The 17,551-nt window shown below is 67.3% G+C and carries 18 protein-coding genes; 8 read left to right on the plus strand and 10 right to left on the minus strand.

The window, feature by feature from the left end:
* Nucleotides 1-73: 73 nt before the first annotated feature.
* Both sufB and M2299_RS04535 read right to left on the minus strand, forming a co-directional pair.
* Nucleotides 74-1,549 carry a Fe-S cluster assembly protein SufB gene (gene sufB / locus M2299_RS04530; RefSeq protein WP_093817569.1) on the minus strand — a complete coding sequence of 492 codons (1,476 nt, stop codon included), beginning with the start codon at nucleotides 1,547-1,549 and terminating at the stop codon, nucleotides 74-76.
* A gap of 17 nt (nucleotides 1,550-1,566) precedes the next feature.
* A complete protein-coding gene (locus M2299_RS04535; RefSeq protein ID WP_025873978.1) occupies nucleotides 1,567-2,022 on the minus strand; it encodes an SUF system Fe-S cluster assembly regulator in 456 nt (151 codons plus the stop codon).
* Between the two features lie 210 nt (nucleotides 2,023-2,232).
* Here M2299_RS04535 and M2299_RS04540 point away from each other — a divergent pair, with 210 nt between their 5' ends.
* Both M2299_RS04540 and M2299_RS04545 read left to right on the plus strand, forming a co-directional pair.
* Nucleotides 2,233-2,700: an SET domain-containing protein-lysine N-methyltransferase gene (locus M2299_RS04540; protein WP_010483549.1), complete on the plus strand. Its 468-nt coding sequence runs from the start codon at nucleotides 2,233-2,235 to the stop codon at nucleotides 2,698-2,700.
* A 172-nt stretch (nucleotides 2,701-2,872) separates the two neighbouring features.
* Entirely contained in the window at nucleotides 2,873-3,415 is a 543-nt protein-coding gene (locus M2299_RS04545; RefSeq protein ID WP_025873977.1) for a type 1 glutamine amidotransferase domain-containing protein, read from the plus strand.
* 101 nt (nucleotides 3,416-3,516) lie between these two features.
* Here M2299_RS04545 and M2299_RS04550 read toward each other — a convergent pair whose 3' ends face one another.
* From M2299_RS04550 to M2299_RS04565, 4 genes are all read right to left on the minus strand, one after another.
* Entirely contained in the window at nucleotides 3,517-4,113 is a 597-nt protein-coding gene (locus M2299_RS04550) for a DUF1439 domain-containing protein (protein ID WP_025873976.1), read from the minus strand.
* A gap of 81 nt (nucleotides 4,114-4,194) precedes the next feature.
* Nucleotides 4,195-4,623: a hypothetical protein gene (locus M2299_RS04555; RefSeq protein WP_345782456.1), complete on the minus strand. Its 429-nt coding sequence runs from the start codon at nucleotides 4,621-4,623 to the stop codon at nucleotides 4,195-4,197.
* Nucleotides 4,624-4,807: 184 nt separating this feature from the next.
* Nucleotides 4,808-5,116 (minus strand): DUF3861 family protein, encoded by a 309-nt coding sequence (locus tag M2299_RS04560; RefSeq protein WP_025873974.1) that lies wholly within the window; start codon nucleotides 5,114-5,116, stop codon nucleotides 4,808-4,810.
* A 304-nt stretch (nucleotides 5,117-5,420) separates the two neighbouring features.
* Nucleotides 5,421-5,819, minus strand: coding sequence for an HU family DNA-binding protein (locus M2299_RS04565; RefSeq protein WP_025873973.1), 399 nt, complete (start codon nucleotides 5,817-5,819; stop codon nucleotides 5,421-5,423).
* A gap of 370 nt (nucleotides 5,820-6,189) precedes the next feature.
* Between M2299_RS04565 and M2299_RS04570 the strand changes: the two genes are divergently transcribed.
* Complete coding sequence (locus tag M2299_RS04570) at nucleotides 6,190-6,621, plus strand: OsmC family protein (protein WP_025873972.1); 432 nt, start codon at nucleotides 6,190-6,192, stop codon at nucleotides 6,619-6,621.
* Between the two features lie 87 nt (nucleotides 6,622-6,708).
* On the opposite strand, the gene M2299_RS04575 is transcribed toward M2299_RS04570, so the two are convergent.
* Nucleotides 6,709-7,587 (minus strand): PhzF family phenazine biosynthesis protein, encoded by an 879-nt coding sequence (locus tag M2299_RS04575; protein ID WP_280883952.1) that lies wholly within the window; start codon nucleotides 7,585-7,587, stop codon nucleotides 6,709-6,711.
* 94 nt (nucleotides 7,588-7,681) lie between these two features.
* Nucleotides 7,682-8,554 carry a PhzF family phenazine biosynthesis protein gene (locus tag M2299_RS04580; protein ID WP_280883953.1) on the minus strand — a complete coding sequence of 291 codons (873 nt, stop codon included), beginning with the start codon at nucleotides 8,552-8,554 and terminating at the stop codon, nucleotides 7,682-7,684.
* A gap of 75 nt (nucleotides 8,555-8,629) precedes the next feature.
* Here M2299_RS04580 and M2299_RS04585 point away from each other — a divergent pair, with 75 nt between their 5' ends.
* From M2299_RS04585 to M2299_RS04600, 4 genes are all read left to right on the plus strand, one after another.
* Nucleotides 8,630-11,224 carry a bifunctional aspartate kinase/diaminopimelate decarboxylase gene (locus M2299_RS04585; protein ID WP_099783138.1) on the plus strand — a complete coding sequence of 865 codons (2,595 nt, stop codon included), beginning with the start codon at nucleotides 8,630-8,632 and terminating at the stop codon, nucleotides 11,222-11,224.
* A 90-nt stretch (nucleotides 11,225-11,314) separates the two neighbouring features.
* Nucleotides 11,315-12,667 (plus strand): UDP-N-acetyl-alpha-D-muramoyl-L-alanyl-L-glutamate epimerase, encoded by a 1,353-nt coding sequence (gene murL / locus M2299_RS04590; RefSeq protein ID WP_140227597.1) that lies wholly within the window; start codon nucleotides 11,315-11,317, stop codon nucleotides 12,665-12,667.
* Entirely contained in the window at nucleotides 12,648-14,057 is a 1,410-nt protein-coding gene (murD, locus tag M2299_RS04595; RefSeq protein WP_223484832.1) for a UDP-N-acetylmuramoyl-L-alanine--D-glutamate ligase, read from the plus strand. Before murL ends, murD begins: the two co-directional genes overlap by 20 nt.
* A 65-nt stretch (nucleotides 14,058-14,122) precedes the next feature.
* Entirely contained in the window at nucleotides 14,123-14,686 is a 564-nt protein-coding gene (locus tag M2299_RS04600; RefSeq protein WP_280883954.1) for a hypothetical protein, read from the plus strand.
* A gap of 66 nt (nucleotides 14,687-14,752) precedes the next feature.
* On the opposite strand, the gene M2299_RS04605 is transcribed toward M2299_RS04600, so the two are convergent.
* On the minus strand, nucleotides 14,753-15,334 hold the full coding sequence (locus tag M2299_RS04605; protein WP_099842067.1) for an SMI1/KNR4 family protein: 582 nt from the start codon (nucleotides 15,332-15,334) through the stop codon (nucleotides 14,753-14,755).
* A gap of 129 nt (nucleotides 15,335-15,463) precedes the next feature.
* On the opposite strand from M2299_RS04605, the gene M2299_RS04610 reads away from it, so the two are divergent.
* Nucleotides 15,464-16,255 (plus strand): dienelactone hydrolase family protein, encoded by a 792-nt coding sequence (locus tag M2299_RS04610; protein ID WP_280883955.1) that lies wholly within the window; start codon nucleotides 15,464-15,466, stop codon nucleotides 16,253-16,255.
* Between the two features lie 117 nt (nucleotides 16,256-16,372).
* Here M2299_RS04610 and M2299_RS04615 read toward each other — a convergent pair whose 3' ends face one another.
* Nucleotides 16,373-17,371 (minus strand): polyprenyl synthetase family protein, encoded by a 999-nt coding sequence (locus tag M2299_RS04615; RefSeq protein WP_099842069.1) that lies wholly within the window; start codon nucleotides 17,369-17,371, stop codon nucleotides 16,373-16,375.
* Between the last annotated feature and the right edge of the window lie 180 nt (nucleotides 17,372-17,551).

Consider the following 17,551-nt stretch of genomic DNA (forward strand, 5'->3'; position numbering starts at 1 on the left):
TGGGGGTTTCCGTGGTGCGGGCCGGGGCCCGCCGGTAAAGAGAATGCGTTGTGCGAGGGCGCAGGGCGGGCGATCAGCCCACCGAACCTTCCAGCGAGACTTCCAGCAGCTTCTTGGCTTCCACCGCGAATTCCATCGGCAGTTCGCGGAACACCTGCTTGCAGAAGCCGTCGACGATCATCGACACCGCGTCTTCCTGGCTGATGCCACGGGCGCGGCAGTAGAACAGCTGGTCGTCGGAGATCTTCGAGGTGGTGGCCTCGTGCTCGACGGTGGCGCCCGGGTTCTTCACCTCGATGTAGGGGAAGGTGTGGGCGCCACACTGCTTGCCGATCAGCAGCGAATCGCACTGGGTGTAGTTGCGCGCGCCGTCTGCGTTGCGGTCCACCTTCACCAGGCCGCGGTAGGTGTTCTGGCCGCGGCCGGCGCTGATGCCCTTGCTGATGATCTTGCTCTTGGTGCGCTTGCCGACGTGGATCATCTTGGTGCCGGTGTCGGCCTGCTGGCGATGGTGGGTCAGTGCCACCGAGTGGAACTCACCGACCGAGTCGTCGCCCAGCAGCACGCAGGACGGGTACTTCCAGGTGATCGCCGAGCCGGTCTCGACCTGGGTCCAGGTGACCTTGCTGCGCGCGCCACGGCATTCGGCACGCTTGGTGACGAAGTTGTAGATGCCGCCGACGCCGTTCTCATCGCCCGGGTACCAGTTCTGCACGGTGGAGTACTTGATCTCGGCATCGTCCAGCGTCACCAGCTCGACCACCGCCGCATGCAGCTGGTTCTCATCGCGCATCGGCGCGGTGCAGCCCTCCAGGTAGGACACGTACGCCTTCTCTTCGCAGATGATCAGCGTGCGCTCGAACTGGCCGGTGTGGCCGGCGTTGATGCGGAAGTAGGTGCTCAGTTCCATCGGGCAGCGCACGCCCTTGGGAATGAACACGAAGCTGCCATCGGAGAACACCGCCGAATTGAGTGCGGCGAAGTAGTTGTCGCCCACCGGCACCACGGTGCCCAGATACTGTCTGACCAGTTCCGGGTGCTCCTTGATGGCTTCGGACATCGAGCAGAACACGATGCCCTTTTCAGCCAGTTCCTTGCGGAAGGTGGTACCGACGGACACCGAGTCGAACACCGCGTCCACCGCTACGCCGGCCAGCTTGGCGCGCTCGTGCAGCGGCACGCCCAGCTTGTCGTAGGTGTCCAGCAGTTCCTTGGGCACGTCATCCAGCGAGGCGTACTTCGGGCCCTTCGGCGCGGAGTAGTAGCTGAGCGCCTGCAGGTCGATCGGGGCGATCTGCAGCTTGGCCCAGTTCGGCATCGGCATGGTCAGGAAGTGGCGGTAGGCGTCCAGGCGCCACTGCGTCATCCATTCCGGCTCTTCCTTCTTGGCCGACAGGGCGCGGATGGTGTCCTCGTCCAGGCCGGCGGGAAGGGAGTCCGACTCGATGTCCGTGATGAAGCCGGCCGAATACTTGCGGCCGAGCTGCTCATGGATCTCGCGGTTGGGGGTGTCGTCGCTGGCGACGGTTTCGATGGTTTCGGTGGCCATGGGGGGCTGCCTACGGATCAGGAGACGACGTCGACAGCGATGGTGCGGCGCTGTTCTTCGTCGACAAGGGGAAGAGGGGGCAGGATCTGCGCCAGGCTGACATCGCGCAGGGCCTCGGAGACCACGTCGTTGATCAGCCGCCAGCTGCTGCGCGCACCGCACTTGGGCGCCATGCCGCACTGGTGGTGGTCGTGGCTGCACTCGGTCAGGGCCAACGGCCCTTCCATGGCTTCAACCACTTCAAACAGCGAGATCTCGATCGATGGGCGGGTCAGCCGGTAACCGCCACGGACGCCGCGCAGGCCTTCGACCAGGCCGGCCTGGGCCAGTGGTTTGAGCACCTTGCTGACGGTGGGCGGCTCCAGACCGGTGAATTCGGCCAGCTCGGTGGCACTGAGCACTTCGCCCGGACGGGCGGCGAGTACGGTCAGTACGACGGTGGCGTAATCGGTGAGCTTGGTGACGCGCAACATGGGATGCGAGTGGTTCTTAAAGCGGACTGAAATTGTACGCTTTTATTCGCCGGCATCCAACCCGGCCATTCAGCGGGCGCTTGGGCCCGGCCGGAGGGCAGTCGCCAAGGGCCGCCATCGGGGCGACATGCTGCGGCATGGGGGTGATTTTCGCAATCACCCGGAATGGGCGAGAATCAACGTTCCTTCCGCTGCAAACGTCTCTTGCCGATGCCCAAGAAGATCCAAGCCCGCAAGTCCGCCATCCACGGCAACGGTGTGTTTTCCGTGGCCCCGATCAAGCAGGGCGAGCGCGTGATCCAGTACAAGGGCCTGCTGCGCAGCCACGGCGATGTCGATGCCGATGACAGTGGCGACGTGGAAAGCGGCCATACCTTCCTGTTCACCCTCAACGACGACTGGGTGATCGATGCCAACTACAAGGGCAACGACGCGCGCTGGATCAACCACAGCTGCGACCCGAACTGCGAGGCGGTGATCGAGGAAGACGAAGACGGTGACAGCCGCGGCGACAAGGTCTTCATCGAGGCGCTGCGCGATATCAAGGCGGGCGAAGAGTTGACCTACAACTACGGCATCACCCTGGCCGAGCGCCACACGGCCAAGCTGAAGAAGATCTGGGAGTGCCGCTGTGGCTCGCCCAAGTGCACCGGCACGATGCTGCAGCCCAAGCGCTGATCCGGTAGCGCCGGGCCATGCCCGGCGAGCGCGAAGCGCGGGCGGAACCAGAAGCCGCCGGGCACGGCCCGGCGCTATCCGAGCGATTCTCCACCTGCCGTGCACGTGAGGGTCACCGCCGTTCAAGGGCCACTCGGCCACCCTGTGCGCTCCCCCCTATCTGGAGCACGACATGGCACAGCGTCTACGCGGCAAACAGATCGCCATCCTCGCCACGCATGGTTTCGAGCAGTCCGAACTGATCGAGCCCAAGCACCTGCTGGAAGCGGAGGGCGCGCGCGTGAGCGTGGTGTCGCCGGCCAAGGAGGCGAGCATCAAGGGCTGGAAGGACAAGGACTGGGGTGATTCGGTCGCCGTGGATCAACCACTGGATGGCGCCGACGCCGGCCGTTTCGATGCGCTGGTGCTGCCCGGTGGCGTGATCAATCCGGACACCCTGCGCACCAATGAAGCAGTACTGGATTTCATCCGCAGCATGGCCGGTGCCGGCAAGCCGGTGGCGGCGATCTGCCACGGCCCCTGGCTGCTGATCAACAGCGGGCTGGCGGAGGGACACGAGGTCACCTCGTGGCCGTCGCTGCAGCAGGACCTGGCCAATGCCGGCGCGCGCTGGCGCGACGCGGAAGTGGTGGTGGACGGCAACCTGATCACCAGCCGCAAGCCCGATGACATTCCAGCCTTCAGCGAGGCGGTGGTGAAAGCGCTGGCGGCGTGATGTTGTGATGCGGTAGCGCCGGGCCGTGCCCGGCGAGCGCGAAGCGCGGAAAGGGCAGAAGCCGCCGGGCATGGCCCGGCGCTACCGTATTTGGCGGGGGCTTACTTGCCGAGGATGCCCGCCGGCACCAGGTCGCCCAGGTTCTGGTTGAAGGTCACCACCAGCTTGCCGTTCTTCACCTGTGCCGACTGCACCTGCAGGGCGCCGAGCAGTCCGGCCACGGCCGGGTCCAGCTTGTAGATCGGTTCGCGCTGGGCGTAGTCGCTCAGCCATGCGTTCAGCAGGCCACGGGTCCGTGAATCGAGACGGCCACCCTGGCTGGCCGGGGTGAAGTCATCCACGCTTGGCTGCTGCAGGTGGAAGCCCTGGGTCTGCGCGTCATAGCGCAGGCCACTGCTGAGCTTCACCGTGCCCAGCTTGGCCGGGTTGCCGCCGGCGGTGGCCAACGCCACGTCCATGCCCAGGTTCAAGCGCTCGCCTGCGGGCAGGCTCAGCTGCGGGTGGCTCATGGTCAGCGCGATCAGGCCGCCCAGCGCGTCCTGCGTGCGCGGGAAGCTGCCGTCCAGATACTGCTGCACGTCGCTGGCGCCAACCGCCAGTTCGCGACCGGAGATCGAAGGGGCGGCCTGCGCACCGATCGCGGCAGCAATCAGCACGGTCGAGGCGGCAAGGCGGGTCATCAGGGAACGCAGGCGCATGGCGGTGACCGGAAGAAGGATCCAAGAGGCCTACAGAGTAGCTTTGCCCGCTGAATCGCGGGTACACACGGTTGCAACGGTTCAGTCCAGCGTTGGTTGCAGGCTGGCCGACTGGATCTGCCAGCTGCGGCCATTGGCGCTGGGCTGCACGCGGTACCAGCCGTGGTAGCGGAAGGTGCCGTTGGCGGTCACCGCGCGGATCTTCACTGGCACCTCCAGCAGGCGTGGCGGCTGCCCATCGTCGCGGGGCAACGCCACGTCACTGTCCAGGCGCAGGTTGCGCACGTCGGGCAGCAGGCGCAGCACGGCATCGTCGGCACGGCGCGGGTCGGCGGGGGCATAGGCCCAGGCCGCATCGCTGCGCGATGTGTTGCGGTTGAGCAGATCCAGCATGTAGCGGTTGAGCATCGCTGCGGGCGTTTCGCTGCCGTTGGCAACGGCGCCATACAGCGGATCGATGGCGATCGCGTCAACGGTAGCCGCCTGCGGTGCCGCTTTCGTCGTTGGCACCGATGGGGCCGTTGTGGAGGCGCTCGCGTCGCGCCCTGTGTCATCGGCCGGGGGCGCCGGATTGGAACACCCCGCCACAAGCAGCGGGATCAGCAAGGCAATAAAGCCGCGCATGTCTGCCTCCTCCCCGAGGCGACCTGGAAGGCGCCAGTGTAGCGGCCGGGGGCCGCTCAGCGCGAAGTGGTCAGCGCGAAGAGGGAAGCTGTTCCAGCGCGTCCAGCGCCGGCAGGACCTGCGCGGCGACCGCTGCCAGTGCATGGCCGTCGGTGTCGGCATGGCGCTGCACGATGTCACGCAGCAGCTGGGTGGCCACCACCAGGGTGGCACGTTCGTCGCCGCTCAGGCCTGCCGTGCGCGGGGCCGATTCCAGCAGGCGCATCAGGTCGCGGCTGGCGCGGTGCTCCAGTTCGATGGTGCAGCGCCCGGTGCACTGGTGCCCGTCCTTTTCGATCGGGGTCACCGAGATCCGGTAGCGGGTGGAAGGGCTGGCCATGGGGGTGCTCGCGCTGGTGGGGAGGAATGGGACCACCATAGGCAAGGCGTCGGCCGGCGGCGATGGCCGGCGCTGCACGCAGTGTTCCACCCGGTTCGTTCCTGCGCTGGAAAAACAGCGGCGCGGCCATGGGCGGCGGGCCTGTGCGGGAAATTGCGTGGGCGCGGGAAACGCTGTGTTGCGGGGGCGCAGTGGACGGCATCCACGCATGGCGTGGATCTACTGCAGAGCGAGCGCGGATGCGCGGCAAAAAAAACGGGACGGCCAAGGCCGTCCCGTCAGGTACCCGCTGCAGGGCGCGCGCTTAGAGCGCAGCGTCCTTGAGCTTCTTCAGCGGGCGAACCTTGAGCTTGGTGGTGGCCGGCTTGGCGGCGAACCACTGCTCTTCCTTGGTGAACGGGTTGATGCCCTTGCGCTTCGGCTTGGCCGGCACATTGACGGTGGTGATCTTCAGCAGGCCCGGCAGGGTGAACGAGCCGGCGCCCTTCTTGTGCACCGAGGAAGCGACAGCGCCTTCCAGCGAGGCCAGCACAGCGCGGACGTCCTTGGCGACAACGCCGGAGACTTCAGCGATGTGTGCAACCAGGCCCGACTTGGTCAGCACTTCCTTGATCGGCTTCGGAGCGGCCGGCTTGGCGGCTGCCTTCGTCGCGACTTTCTTCACTGCCTTCTTCGGGGCAGCCTTCTTAGCGGTCTTTGCCATGGTTTCCTGTTCCGTGAACGGTTGGTTGTTTGGTCGGCGCCGAACCCCGTCGGCAAGCGCAATGTAGGGCAACTCTTGGGCGCCGCCAATAGCCCGGAGTGCTGAAAGTGCATGTTTTTTCATATCCAGGCCGATTCAGTACATGGCCGGCAGTAGGGGGAGCGGGTGCGGTGGTGCGCTGCACCGCAGTGTCGGTGATTTCGACTGGATGGGCGAAATGACTGAAAACAAGGGGGAAATCGCCAGAGTGCTGGCGAAGAAGTGTCCAGTCGTTGGCTCGGGACAGGCGCGCCGCATGCGGCGGGGCGACGCAGGGCTAACGCGGCGCGTGCCAGGGTATTGGTTCATCACAGCCACAACGGAGCAGGACATGGGAATCTCGCGACACGCTACCGCGCATTGGGAAGGCGACCTGAAGTCGGGCAAGGGCCAGTTGAGCACGCCGCAGAGTGGTCTTCTGGACAAGACCCGCTACGGCTTCAACAGCCGTTTCGGTGATGAAAAGGGCACCAATCCCGAAGAACTGATCGCTGCCGCGCACGCCGGTTGTTTCACCATGGCGCTGTCGGCCAAGCTCGGCGAGGCAGGCTTTACCCCGACCTCGCTGGATACCGAAGCCAAGGTCGATCTGTCGATGGAAGGCGGCCCGCAGCTGTCGCAGATCCGGCTGAAAGTGAAGGCGGTGGTGCCGGGAATCGAGGCGACGCAGTTCCGCGCGATCGCTGATGACGCCAAGCAGAACTGCCCGGTTTCCAAGGCGCTGAGCGCGGTACCGATCAGCCTGGAAGCCGAACTGGGCTGAGAAGGTAGTGCCGGCCGCTGGCCGGCAACCACATGAAACCGGGTATAAGGTGGCAGCCGGCCAGCGGCCGGCTCTACCGCCTTGCGTTCACCAATCGATGGTGCCGGAAATCACCGTCTGCACCTGGCCGCCGGACCAGACCTCGCCCTCTTCATCGACCAGCAGCGTCAGCCGCGCATCGTGGCCGACTTCGCGTCCCTGGCTGACGTCGAAGGGCTGGCGGCCGCGCGGAAGGGCGTCGCGCAGGTCCAGCCAGGCCGCCAGTACAGCGTTGGCCGCGCCAGAAGCAGCATCCTCGAAGCGGCGCCCATTGCCGACGAAAGCGCGCACGGCCAGGTCGTAACCTTCGCTGCCATCGGCAAAGGCATAGGCGAACACGCCCATGCTGTCGGTCGATTCAGCCAGCGTGGCGATCGCATCCCAGTCCGGGTGCAGGGCGCGCAACGCTGCCTCATCCTCGACCTCTACGACCCACCAGCTGCGGCCACCCTGCATGCGGGCCGGCGGCAGCGAACCCAGCGGCCAGGTGCGCAATGCGGCCTGCAGGCGTGGGTCATCGGTGGCGGCGATCTCGGCCAGCTGCGCACGGGGCGTGCGGATGGCGATGCGCTGCTGCGCGCCTTCGCCGGTCACGCGCAGTGGCAGCGCACCGGCGATGCCGTCCTGAACCAGTACCCCGTCGACCGGCATGGCCAGGCCCGCCTGCAGCACCGCGTGGGCGGTGCCGACGCTCGGATGGCCGGCGAACGGCACTTCCTTCTGCGGGCTGAACATGCGCAGCCGATAGCTGGTGCCGGCCGTCTGTGCCGGGAACACAAACGTCGTTTCGGGCAGGCGGGTCCAGCGGGCGATGGCCTGCATCGTCGCATCGTCCAGGCCTTCGGCATCGAGCACGACGGCCAGCGGATTGCCGGCGCCCGGGCGCGGGGAAAACACATCCAGCTGCAGGAAGCGGCGGGTGGTCATCGGGCAGGAACTCCAGGAAACAGGCGGCATAGGGTAACGCGGGGCCATGCCCCGCGAGCGCGCAGCGCGGCAGGCCGCCGGGCGTGGCCCGGCGCTACCAGGTGATGTTGCCGTCGATCACCAGCTGCACCTGGCCGCCGATCCACACCGTGTCCTGCGCATCCACAGTGACCTGGACGCGGCCGTCGCGGCCAACCTCGCGGCCCTGGCTGGCCACATAGGTCCGGTTCTCGCCGGGCAGGGCATTGCGCTGCCGAAGCCAGGCGCCGATCAGCGCGTTGGCGCTGCCGGTCACCGGGTCTTCCGGCACGTTGGGCGCATCGGCGGGGCAGAACGCGCGCACCACCAGGTCGTGCCCGGTATCGGCTTCGAGCGCGAACACGGCGATGCCGAGCGCGTCGGTGGCAATGCTCCAGTCGCGCAGGGCCGCCATGTCCGGTGCCAGCGTGCGTACGGCCTCGGCGTCACGCAGCGGCAGCAGCCACCAGCGCGGGCCGTTGTCCCACAGCTCGGCGCGCTGGCCCTCGGCGGCAGCAGCGCGCAGGGCGTCAGGAATGTAGCCTGGCAGAGCCGGCAGCGGCCGTGCCGCTGGGCTCGCCAGGCGGATGGTGGGCGCGTTGGCCGGCCCGGTGACCTGCACCGGCAGCAGGCCGGCCGCGCACTGCTGCACCAGGGCCGCGTCGCGTGGCTGCACCAGGCCGCAGGTGACCGCAGCCCAGGCGGCGCCCACGCTGGGGTGCCCGGCGAAGGGCAGCTCGCTGGCAGGGGTGAAGATGCGCACGTGGTAGTCGGCACCGGCAGCGGTGGGGCGAAGGAAGAACACGGTCTCGGACAGGTTCAGCCAGGCGGCCAGGGCCTGCATGCGGTCGGTGGACAGTCCATCCGCGTCGAACACGACACCGAGCGGGTTGCCGGTACCGGGCTGGTGGGCGAAGACATCGAGCTGCAGGTAGCGGTAGGCGGTCATTGACGGGTGTATTGGGCTTAGAATCGAAGGTTCCGCCCCCTCGGGCGGCTTCCCCACATTACACATAGCCTATCCATGTCAGCTTCCCCCCTTGTCGATCGTTGGATCGTACTGAAGTTCGGCGGCACCTCGGTGTCGCGTCGCCACCGCTGGGACACGATCGGGAAGCTGGCGAAAAAACGGGCCGAAGAGACCGGTTCGCGCGTTCTGGTGGTGGTTTCGGCGCTGTCCGGGGTCACCAATGAACTGACCGCGATTGCCGATGGCGCGCCGGACAGCCGCGATCGCGTGGCGGCGCTGGTGGAACGCCACCAGGCCTTCCTGGACGAGCTGGGGCTGGGCGCGGAGGTGCTGGCCGAGCGGCTGGCCGCGCTGCAGGGCCTGCTGGACGACCCGCGTGCGCCCAGCCGTCCTCTGGACTGGCAGGCCGAAGTGCTCGGCCAGGGTGAACTGCTGTCTTCCAGCCTGGGCGCGGCCTACCTGCGTGCCAGCGGCCTGGATTTCGGCTGGATGGATGCGCGCCAGTGGCTGGACGCGCTGCCGCCGCAGCCGAACCAGAGCGACTGGTCGCAGCGCCTGTCGGTGAACTGCCAGTGGCGTGCCGATGCGGAATGGGCGCAGCGCTTCCGCGCGCAGCCCACGCGCCTGCTGATCACCCAGGGGTTCATCTCGCGTCACGCCGACGGTGGCACTGCCATCCTCGGCCGCGGCGGCTCGGATACCTCGGCGGCGTACTTCGGTGCGCTGCTCGGCGCCAGCCGCGTGGAGATCTGGACCGATGTGCCAGGCATGTTCAGCGCCAATCCCAGGGACGTGCCGGACGCGCGCCTGTTGACCCGCCTGGACTATTACGAAGCGCAGGAAATCGCCACCACCGGTGCCAAGGTGCTGCACCCGCGCTCGATCAAGCCGTGCCGCGATGCGGGCGTGCCGATGGCGATCCTCGATACCGAGCGCCCGGAGCTGCCGGGTACCAGCATCGACGGCAATGCCGCGCCGGTGCCCGGGGTGAAGGCAATCAGCCGCCGCAACGGCATCGTGCTGGTGTCGATGGAAGGCATCGGCATGTGGCAGCAGGTCGGCTTCCTCGCCGATGTATTCGGCCTGTTCAAGAAGCACGGCCTGTCGGTGGACCTGATCGGTTCGGCCGAGACCAACGTCACCGTATCGCTGGATCCGTCCGAGAACCTGGTCAACACCGATGTGCTGGCCGCGCTGTCGGCCGACCTGTCGCAGATCTGCAAGGTCAAGGTGATCGTGCCGTGTGCGGCGATCACCCTGGTCGGCCTGGGCATGCGCTCGCTGCTGCACAAGCTGTCGGACGTGTGGGCGACCTTCGGTCGTGAGCGCGTGCACATGATTTCGCAGTCGTCCAACGACCTGAACCTGACCTTCGTCATCGACGAAGCCGATGCCGATGGCCTGCTGCCGATCCTGCACGCCGAACTGATCGACAGCGGCGCGATGCCGGTGGAAGAGACCGAAGTGTTCGGCCCGCGCTGGCGCGAAATCGCCGGCACCGTGCGTCCGCGTGGTACGCCGTGGTGGCGCGGCCAGCGTGCGCACCTGCTGCAGCTGGCCGATGCCGGCACCCCGCGCTACGTCTACCACCTGCCGACGGTGCGGGCGCGTGCCCGCGCGCTGGCGGCGATCAAGCCGATCGACCAGCGTTACTACGCGATCAAGGCCAACAGCCATCCGGCCATCCTGCAGTTGCTGGAGGCCGAAGGTTTCGGCCTGGAGTGCGTGTCGCACGGTGAGCTGAAGCATGTGTTCCAGGCCATTCCGGAACTGTCGCCCAAGCGCGTGCTGTTCACCCCCAGCTTCTGCCCGCGCAGCGAGTACGAAGCGGCCTTCGCGCTGGGCGTGACCGTCACTGTCGACAACGTCGAAGCCCTGCAACGCTGGCCGGACCTGTTCCGCAACCGCGAACTGTGGCTGCGCGTGGACCTGGGCCGTGGCGAAGGCCACCACGCCAAGGTCCGCACCGGTGGCAAGGAATCCAAGTTCGGCCTGCCGATCGCGCGCGTGGACGAGTTCGTGCGCGCGGCCACCGAGCTGGGCACCCGCGTGGTCGGCCTGCATGCGCACCTTGGCAGCGGCGTGGAAACCGCCCAGCACTGGCGCCTGATGTGCGATGAGCTGGCAGGCTTCGCGCGCCGCATCGGCAGCGTGCACACCATCGACATCGGTGGTGGCCTGCCGATCCCGTACAGCGAGGAAGATGAACCGTTCGACCTGGATGCCTGGGCCGAGGGCCTGGCCGAGGTCAAGGCGCTGCATCCGGCGTTCCGCCTGGCGATCGAGCCGGGCCGCTTCCTGGTGGCCGAGTCGGGCGTGCTGCTGACCCACGCCACCCAGGTGGTGGAGAAGGACGGCGTGCGCCGCGTCGGCCTGGATGCCGGCATGAACACGCTGATGCGCCCGGCCCTGTACGACGCCTGGCACGACATCGAGAACCTCAGCCGCCAGGGCGGTTACGCCGAAGCGGCGTTCGATGTGGTCGGCCCGATCTGCGAATCCAGCGATGTGTTCGGCAAGCGCCGCAAGCTGCCGGTGTCGACCGCGCCGGACGATGTGATGCTGATCGCCGACGCCGGTGCCTACGGCTATGTGATGTCCAACACCTACAACCAGCGGGCGATGCCGCGCGAAGACGTGATCGAATGATCGCCGCCTTCCGCGCCCTGCACCCGCCCACCGACACGTCCCGCGCCTGCGCGCGGGCACGTGCCTGACCGCGCTTGAACTGGATTCACCATGACTGCTTTCGATAAACACCAGGTTTCCCGCTTCCGTTTCGTCCGCTGCGAATTCGCTGCGGACACCGGCGTGGCCAAGCTGGTCTACGCCTTCGATAACGGCCCGGAAATGGTGGAAACCGTTACCGTGCCCGGCGCCCCGTTCGTGCTGGAACCGGCCCGTGCCGATGCCGTGCAGCGCGCGCTGCGGCTGCTGCACTTGATTGCCGGCGTGAGCTACTACAAGGCCGGCGTGCCCGATACGGTCAGCATCGACAGCTACAGCATCGATGCCGATACCGCAGCGCTGGTGGAGACCATCTACCTCAACGGCCTGGGCGAATTCGCCTACCGCAACGGCCTGAACCTGCGTGGGCGCTTCCGCCTGCCGGTGCAGGGCGAGGCGGTGCAGGCGCCGGTGCTGGGCCTGCAATCGCACGCGCTGGTCGCCATCGGCGGCGGCAAGGATTCGCTGGTCAGCATCGAAGCGCTGCGCCGCGCCGGCGTGGACGAGACGGTGACCTGGATCGGGGGTTCGCAGTTGATCCGTGCCTGTGCCGAGCGCACCGGGCTGCCGACGTTGAACCTGGGCCGCGCGCTGGCGCCGGAACTGTTCGAACTCAACCGCCAGGGCGCATGGAACGGGCACATCCCGGTGACCGTGGTGAACTCGGCGATCATGGTGCTGGCTGCGCTGCTGCACGGTGTGGACCAGGTGGTGTTCTCCAACGAGCGCTCGGCCAGCTACGGCAGCCAGATTCCGGGCACCGGTGAAGTGAACCACCAGTGGTCCAAGGGCTGGGCCTGCGAGCAGGCCTTCGGCAACCACGTGCGCAAGTACGTGGCCGCCGACCTGCAGTACTACTCGCTGCTGCGGCCGATGTCGGAGCTGGCGGTGGCCCGCCAGTTCGCCAAGAGCGATTTCTACGACGCGCATTTCTCCAGCTGCAACCGCAACTTCCACATCCTTGGCGAGCGCCCGGTGAACCGTTGGTGCGGCGTCTGCCCGAAGTGCCACTTCGTGTTCCTGGCGCTGGCCCCGTTCATGCCCAAGACCCGCCTGGTGCGCATCTTCGGCCGCAACCTGCTGGATGACATCGAGCAGGCTGGTGGCTTCGACGCGCTGCTGGAATTCCAGGACCACAAGCCGTTCGAATGCGTGGGCGAAGGCCGCGAATCGCGTGCGGCGATGGCCACCCTGGCGCAGCGCCCGGAGTGGAAGGAAGACGTGCTGGTGAAGCGCTTCTGCAATGAAATCCAGCCGCAGCTGGATGCGGCCGAGCTGGAGCTTGCACCGCTGATGCAGCTGCAGGGCGAACATCGTATTCCGGCGGCGCTGTGGGAACGGGTGCGTGAAGATTTCGCAGCTTGAAGGCAAGCGCGTAGCGCTGTGGGGCTGGGGACGTGAGGGGCGTGCTGCGTATGCGGTGCTGCGCGCGCGCCTGCCATCGCTTGGCCTGAGCCTGTTCTGCCCGGCCAGCGAGGTCGCGGCCGCGCGTGCGGAAACGCAGGGCGTGCTGGACGTGCGTGGTGAACCGTCGGCCGAGGCCTTGGCGGCATTCGAGGTGGTGATCAAGTCGCCGGGAATCAGCCCGTACCTGCCGATCGCGTTGGCGGCGGCGGAGCAGGGCACCCGCTTCATCGGCGGCACGGCGTTGTGGTTTGCCGAACATGCCGATGCCGATGGCACCGTGCGCGACACGATCTGCGTGACCGGCACCAAGGGCAAAAGCACCACCACCGCGCTGGTCGCGCACCTGCTGCGCGCGGCGGGGCATCGCACCGGCCTGGTCGGCAACATCGGCCTGCCACTGCTGGAAGTGCTGGACCCGCAACCGGCGCCTGCGTACTGGGCGGTGGAGCTGTCCAGCTACCAGACCGGCGAGGTCGCGCGCAGTGGTGCGCACCCGCAGGTGGCGGTGGTGCTGAACCTGTTCCCGGAACACCTGGACTGGCACGGCAGCGAACAGCGCTACATCGAAGACAAGCTGCAGCTGGTGACCGGGGCCGCGCCGCGCGTTGCCGTGCTCAATGCCGCAGACCCACATCTGGCGGCGCTGTCGCTGCCCGGCAGCGAGGTGGTCTGGTTCAACCAGCCGCAGGGCTGGCACATGCGCGGTGACATCGTGCATCGCGGCGGGCAGGCGGTATTCGATACCCGCAATACGCCACTGCCGGGCCGCCACAACCGCGGCAACCTGTGCGCGGTGCTGGCCGCGCTGGAGGCACTGGGCCTGGATGCCGTGGCGCTGGCGCCGGCGGTGCAGGATTTCCGGCCGCTGCCGAACCGCCTGCAACGCATCGGCCAGGCCGATGGCCTGACCTACGTCAACGATTCGATCAGCACCACGCCGCATGCCAGCCTGGCGGCACTGGAGTGCTTTGCCGGCCAGCGCATCGCGTTGCTGGTCGGCGGGCATGATCGTGGCCTGGACTGGACTGATTTCATGCAGCACATGGCGCACGATGTGCCGCCGGTGGAGATCGTGACCATGGGCAGCAACGGCCCGCGCATCCACGCGATGCTGCAGCCGCTGGCCGACGCCGGCCGTTTCGGCCTGCATGCCGCTGCCGATCTGCCTGATGCGATGTCGCTGGCGCGTCGCGCACTGGGCGAACAGGGTGGGGTGGTGCTGCTGTCGCCGGGCGCGCCGAGCTATGGCGCCTACCGCGATTACGTTGCGCGCGGGCGGCATTTCGCCGAGCTGGCCGGGTTCGACCCGGATACGATCAGCGCGATTCCGGGTATCGGGATCGCCTGACGGTCGTGCCGGCCGGTGGCAGGCGACCCGGGAGTTCATCCACGCATGGCGTGGATCTACCCTGTGTGGAAACCCGGACGGATTCGGCGAGCCTTATGTGCACCTTTATCACCCTGTTCCTGCCCACTTCGTTTCCGGACGCCGAAAGCTCCGCAATCATGGAGCGCAGCGGCCGACGGCTGTTCGCGCAGGATTCGCCCAGCCTGCGTGCCGCCGTGGGGCCGGGCTGGCAGCCCTGGTTGAGCGCAGGCCACTGCGACTGTGGCACCGCACTCGCATCGGCATGGAAGATGCGGGAAAGGAAGAACGATGCCGAACGCTGGCGCAGGAAGGGCTGGAGCGAGGCGAAGATCGCCCGTGCGCTGGCCGAGCAGTTGGCGCGGCGCGAGCAGGATCAGCAGGTGCATCGCGATGGAGCCCTGGGAGACGCCGGCCAGTGGCTGCAGCGCATTGATGCCCTGCTGGATGCCGGAGCGGCGCGCATCGGCCTGCTGGTGCGCGACTACGCTGGGGCTGTGGGGGGCCGGCAGCCGAAGCCGCCGGAACGGTGTTGGGCGCGCGCGCGGATGGCGGTGGACGATCTGCTTGCGTTCGAACCGGGGGTGTTGCATTGGATCGAGCGCGGGTGAAGCCCTGATCCACGCATGGCATGAGGTCATCGGCCGGCGAGGAGTTCATCCACGCATGGCGTGGATCTACTCGTCGAGGAAGCTGTAGTCGCGGTCGATCAGCTGCTGCAGGTAGGCATCGAAGCTGGGGGCGATGACCGCGTAGCTGTCCGGGTCGTGCAGGTAGCGCACCACCTGTCCAACGCTGCCGCCGGGTGCGGGATCGAAATCCAGATACAGCATCGAGGTGCCGCCGTTGTTCATGCAGTGCGAGAAGCACAGGCGGCGGCTCATCGGCAGGTCGGCATCGATGCCGGCACCGAGGATCTCCGGTTCTTCTTCCAGCCATTCCTCGTAGATGGAACGGATGCTGTCGTCCCATTGCTGCTGGTCTGCGAAGATCTGCGCGATGGAGCGCAGGTAGTACGGGTAGTCGCCCACGTCCGAGCCCAGCATCAGCACGCAGACCTCGCCCTTCGGATAGTCGCGGAAGTGCGTGCCGTCCACGCGCGAAAGCAGGTCGACCAGGCTGTCGGGCACCTGCGGCCACTGCGCGCGCAGCCGTTGCAGGTCGGCCTCGCTGGCGCCTTCGGTCCACGCCCATTGCGGGGCATCGTCCTCGGGCAGCCGCGGGATCAATCCAGACAGAAAGCGATCAACAAGGTTCATGCAGAAAAGGGAGCGGAGGGGATCAAGTCGTATCCAACCACACCTGCGTCACGCCGCCAATGCAGAATGCGACGCGGGAGGGGCGATTACGGCTTAATCCCCTCCGTCCCCTTTTTCTGGAGCAGGCGCATGAACCGTTGGCGTTGCGGCGTGGCGATGGTACTGGGGCTGGCAGCGATGCCAGCGTGGGCGGCGATGAAGACCCAGCCGGTGGAGTGGAAGCACCAGGGCACGACCTTCAGTGGCGTGCTGGTCTATGACGATGGAGATGCTGACAAGCGTCCCGGCCTGGTGATGGTGCCGAACTGGAAGGGCGTGAACGAATCGGCCATCGAGAAGGCCAAGCAGCTGGCGGGCGATGACTACGTGGTGCTGGTGGCAGATGTGTACGGCAAGGGCGTGCGGCCGAAGACCGATGCCGAGGCCGGACCGGTGGCGACCAAGCTGCGCAATGACCGGCCGCTGCTGCGGGCGCGGGCGCTGGAGGCGGTCAACGTACTGAAGGCGCAGGCGGGCGAGGCACCGCTGGACGCCAGCCGGATCGGCGCAGTGGGCTTCTGCTTTGGCGGCACCACGGTGCTGGAACTGGCCCGCGCCGGCGCGCCGCTGGCGGGCGTGGTCAGCCTGCATGGCGGGCTCGGCTCGCCCTTGCCGGCGCAGGCCGGCGGCAGCCACCCGTCGGTGCTGGTGCTGAACGGCGCCGACGACAAGAGCGTGACCGCCGAGGATATCGGCAGTTTCCAGAAGGAAATGGATGCGGCCAAGGTGGACTGGGAGTTCACCAACTACAGCGGTGCGGTGCACTGCTTTGCCGAGCGCGATGCCAACAGCCCGCCGGGCTGCCAGTACAACGAACGCGCCGCCAAGCGCGCCTGGAAGGCACTGGATGAGTTCTTCGAGGAGCGGTTCGAGAGGCGTTGAAAAGGTGTGCCGACCAACGGTCGGCACCCACCCGCTGTTGCAGGTCCGTGTCCGCCGGGCATGGCCCGGCGCTACCAGATCGCGCGCGGTAGCGCCGGGCCGTGCCCGGCGAATCCATCAATGCGAACGCTGTACCGCGTAGCGGGCCAGGCCGCGCAGGGCGGCGACCGCATCGTTGTCGCCCAGGCCGTCAAGCGCCCGTTCGGCGGCCTCTGCATATTCCTCGGCACGACGGCGGCTGTATTCCAGACCTCCCGTGGCGTGGATCGCCGCCAGCACTTCCGGCATCGCCGAGGCGTCACCGTTCTGCACGATCGCGCGCAGGCGCTGGCGGGTGGCCTCATCGGAATGGGCCATGGCATGGATCAGCGGCAGCGTCGCCTTGCCTTCGGCCAGGTCGTCACCCAGGTTCTTGCCCAGCTCGTCGGCGTTGGCCGAGTAATCCAGCACGTCATCGGCGATCTGGAAGGCGTAGCCCAGGTGCATGCCGTAGTCGTACAGGGCCTGCTGGGTGGCTTCATCGACACCACTGGCCAGTGCACCCAGGCGCGTGCCGGCGGCGAACAGCACCGCGGTCTTGCGCTCGATCACGCGCAGGTAGGCGGCTTCGTCGGTATCCGGGTTGTGCACGTGCAGCAGCTGCAGCACTTCGCCTTCGGCAATGCGGTTGGTGGTGTCGGCCAGGATCTGCATCACCGGCATCCGGTCCAGCTCGACCATCAGCTGGAAGCTGCGCGAGTACAGGAAGTCGCCAACCAGCACGCTGGGCGCGTTGCCCCACAGCGCATTGGCGGTGCTGCGGCCGCGGCGCAGGCTGGATTCGTCCACCACGTCGTCGTGCAGCAGGGTGGAGGTGTGGATGAACTCGATGATCGCTGCCAGCTGGTGGTGCTCGGGGCCGGCGCCGCCGACCGCATGGCCGGCCAGCATCACCAGCATCGGCCGCAGGCGTTTGCCGCCAGCGGAGATGATGTGGTCGGCGATCTGGTTGATCAGCACCACATCCGAGGACAGCCGGCGGCGGATCAGGGCATCGACGGCAGCCATGTCGGCTGCGGCAAGCGACTGGATCTGGGACAGGCCCAGGGCGGGACGGGTGTCTTCAGTGATGGTCATGCGATCAGGCTTTCAGGCTCATCCCTGATTATAGGCGTTGCCTGTGAATTGGGGAGGAAACCGGGGGCCAGGCCACCGCCGCGCGCCACCGGGCGTGGCGTCTGGCGTGAATACGTATGCAGGCAGCGCCATCGTCGTGGGCCGCCGCTAAGCTTGCGGGAGTTGGTTTTCGGCCCGCTT

Source organism: Stenotrophomonas sp. 1278 (assembly GCF_029892765.1).
In the GTDB taxonomy this organism is placed as follows: Bacteria; Pseudomonadota; Gammaproteobacteria; order Xanthomonadales; family Xanthomonadaceae; genus Stenotrophomonas; species Stenotrophomonas indicatrix.

Coding starts and splice junctions, on each gene's coding strand:
- sufB (WP_093817569.1), bottom strand. CDS start 1,549: ATGGCCACCGAAACCATCGAAACCGTCGCCAGCGACGACACCCCCAAC.
- M2299_RS04535 (WP_025873978.1), bottom strand. CDS start 2,022: ATGTTGCGCGTCACCAAGCTCACCGATTACGCCACCGTCGTACTGACC.
- M2299_RS04540 (WP_010483549.1), top strand. CDS start 2,233: ATGCCCAAGAAGATCCAAGCCCGCAAGTCCGCCATCCACGGCAACGGT.
- M2299_RS04545 (WP_025873977.1), top strand. CDS start 2,873: ATGGCACAGCGTCTACGCGGCAAACAGATCGCCATCCTCGCCACGCAT.
- M2299_RS04550 (WP_025873976.1), bottom strand. CDS start 4,113: ATGCGCCTGCGTTCCCTGATGACCCGCCTTGCCGCCTCGACCGTGCTG.
- M2299_RS04560 (WP_025873974.1), bottom strand. CDS start 5,116: ATGGCCAGCCCTTCCACCCGCTACCGGATCTCGGTGACCCCGATCGAA.
- M2299_RS04565 (WP_025873973.1), bottom strand. CDS start 5,819: ATGGCAAAGACCGCTAAGAAGGCTGCCCCGAAGAAGGCAGTGAAGAAA.
- M2299_RS04570 (WP_025873972.1), top strand. CDS start 6,190: ATGGGAATCTCGCGACACGCTACCGCGCATTGGGAAGGCGACCTGAAG.
- M2299_RS04575 (WP_280883952.1), bottom strand. CDS start 7,587: ATGACCACCCGCCGCTTCCTGCAGCTGGATGTGTTTTCCCCGCGCCCG.
- M2299_RS04580 (WP_280883953.1), bottom strand. CDS start 8,554: ATGACCGCCTACCGCTACCTGCAGCTCGATGTCTTCGCCCACCAGCCC.
- M2299_RS04585 (WP_099783138.1), top strand. CDS start 8,630: ATGTCAGCTTCCCCCCTTGTCGATCGTTGGATCGTACTGAAGTTCGGC.
- murL (WP_140227597.1), top strand. CDS start 11,315: ATGACTGCTTTCGATAAACACCAGGTTTCCCGCTTCCGTTTCGTCCGC.
- M2299_RS04605 (WP_099842067.1), bottom strand. CDS start 15,334: ATGAACCTTGTTGATCGCTTTCTGTCTGGATTGATCCCGCGGCTGCCC.
- M2299_RS04610 (WP_280883955.1), top strand. CDS start 15,464: ATGAACCGTTGGCGTTGCGGCGTGGCGATGGTACTGGGGCTGGCAGCG.
- M2299_RS04615 (WP_099842069.1), bottom strand. CDS start 17,371: ATGACCATCACTGAAGACACCCGTCCCGCCCTGGGCCTGTCCCAGATC.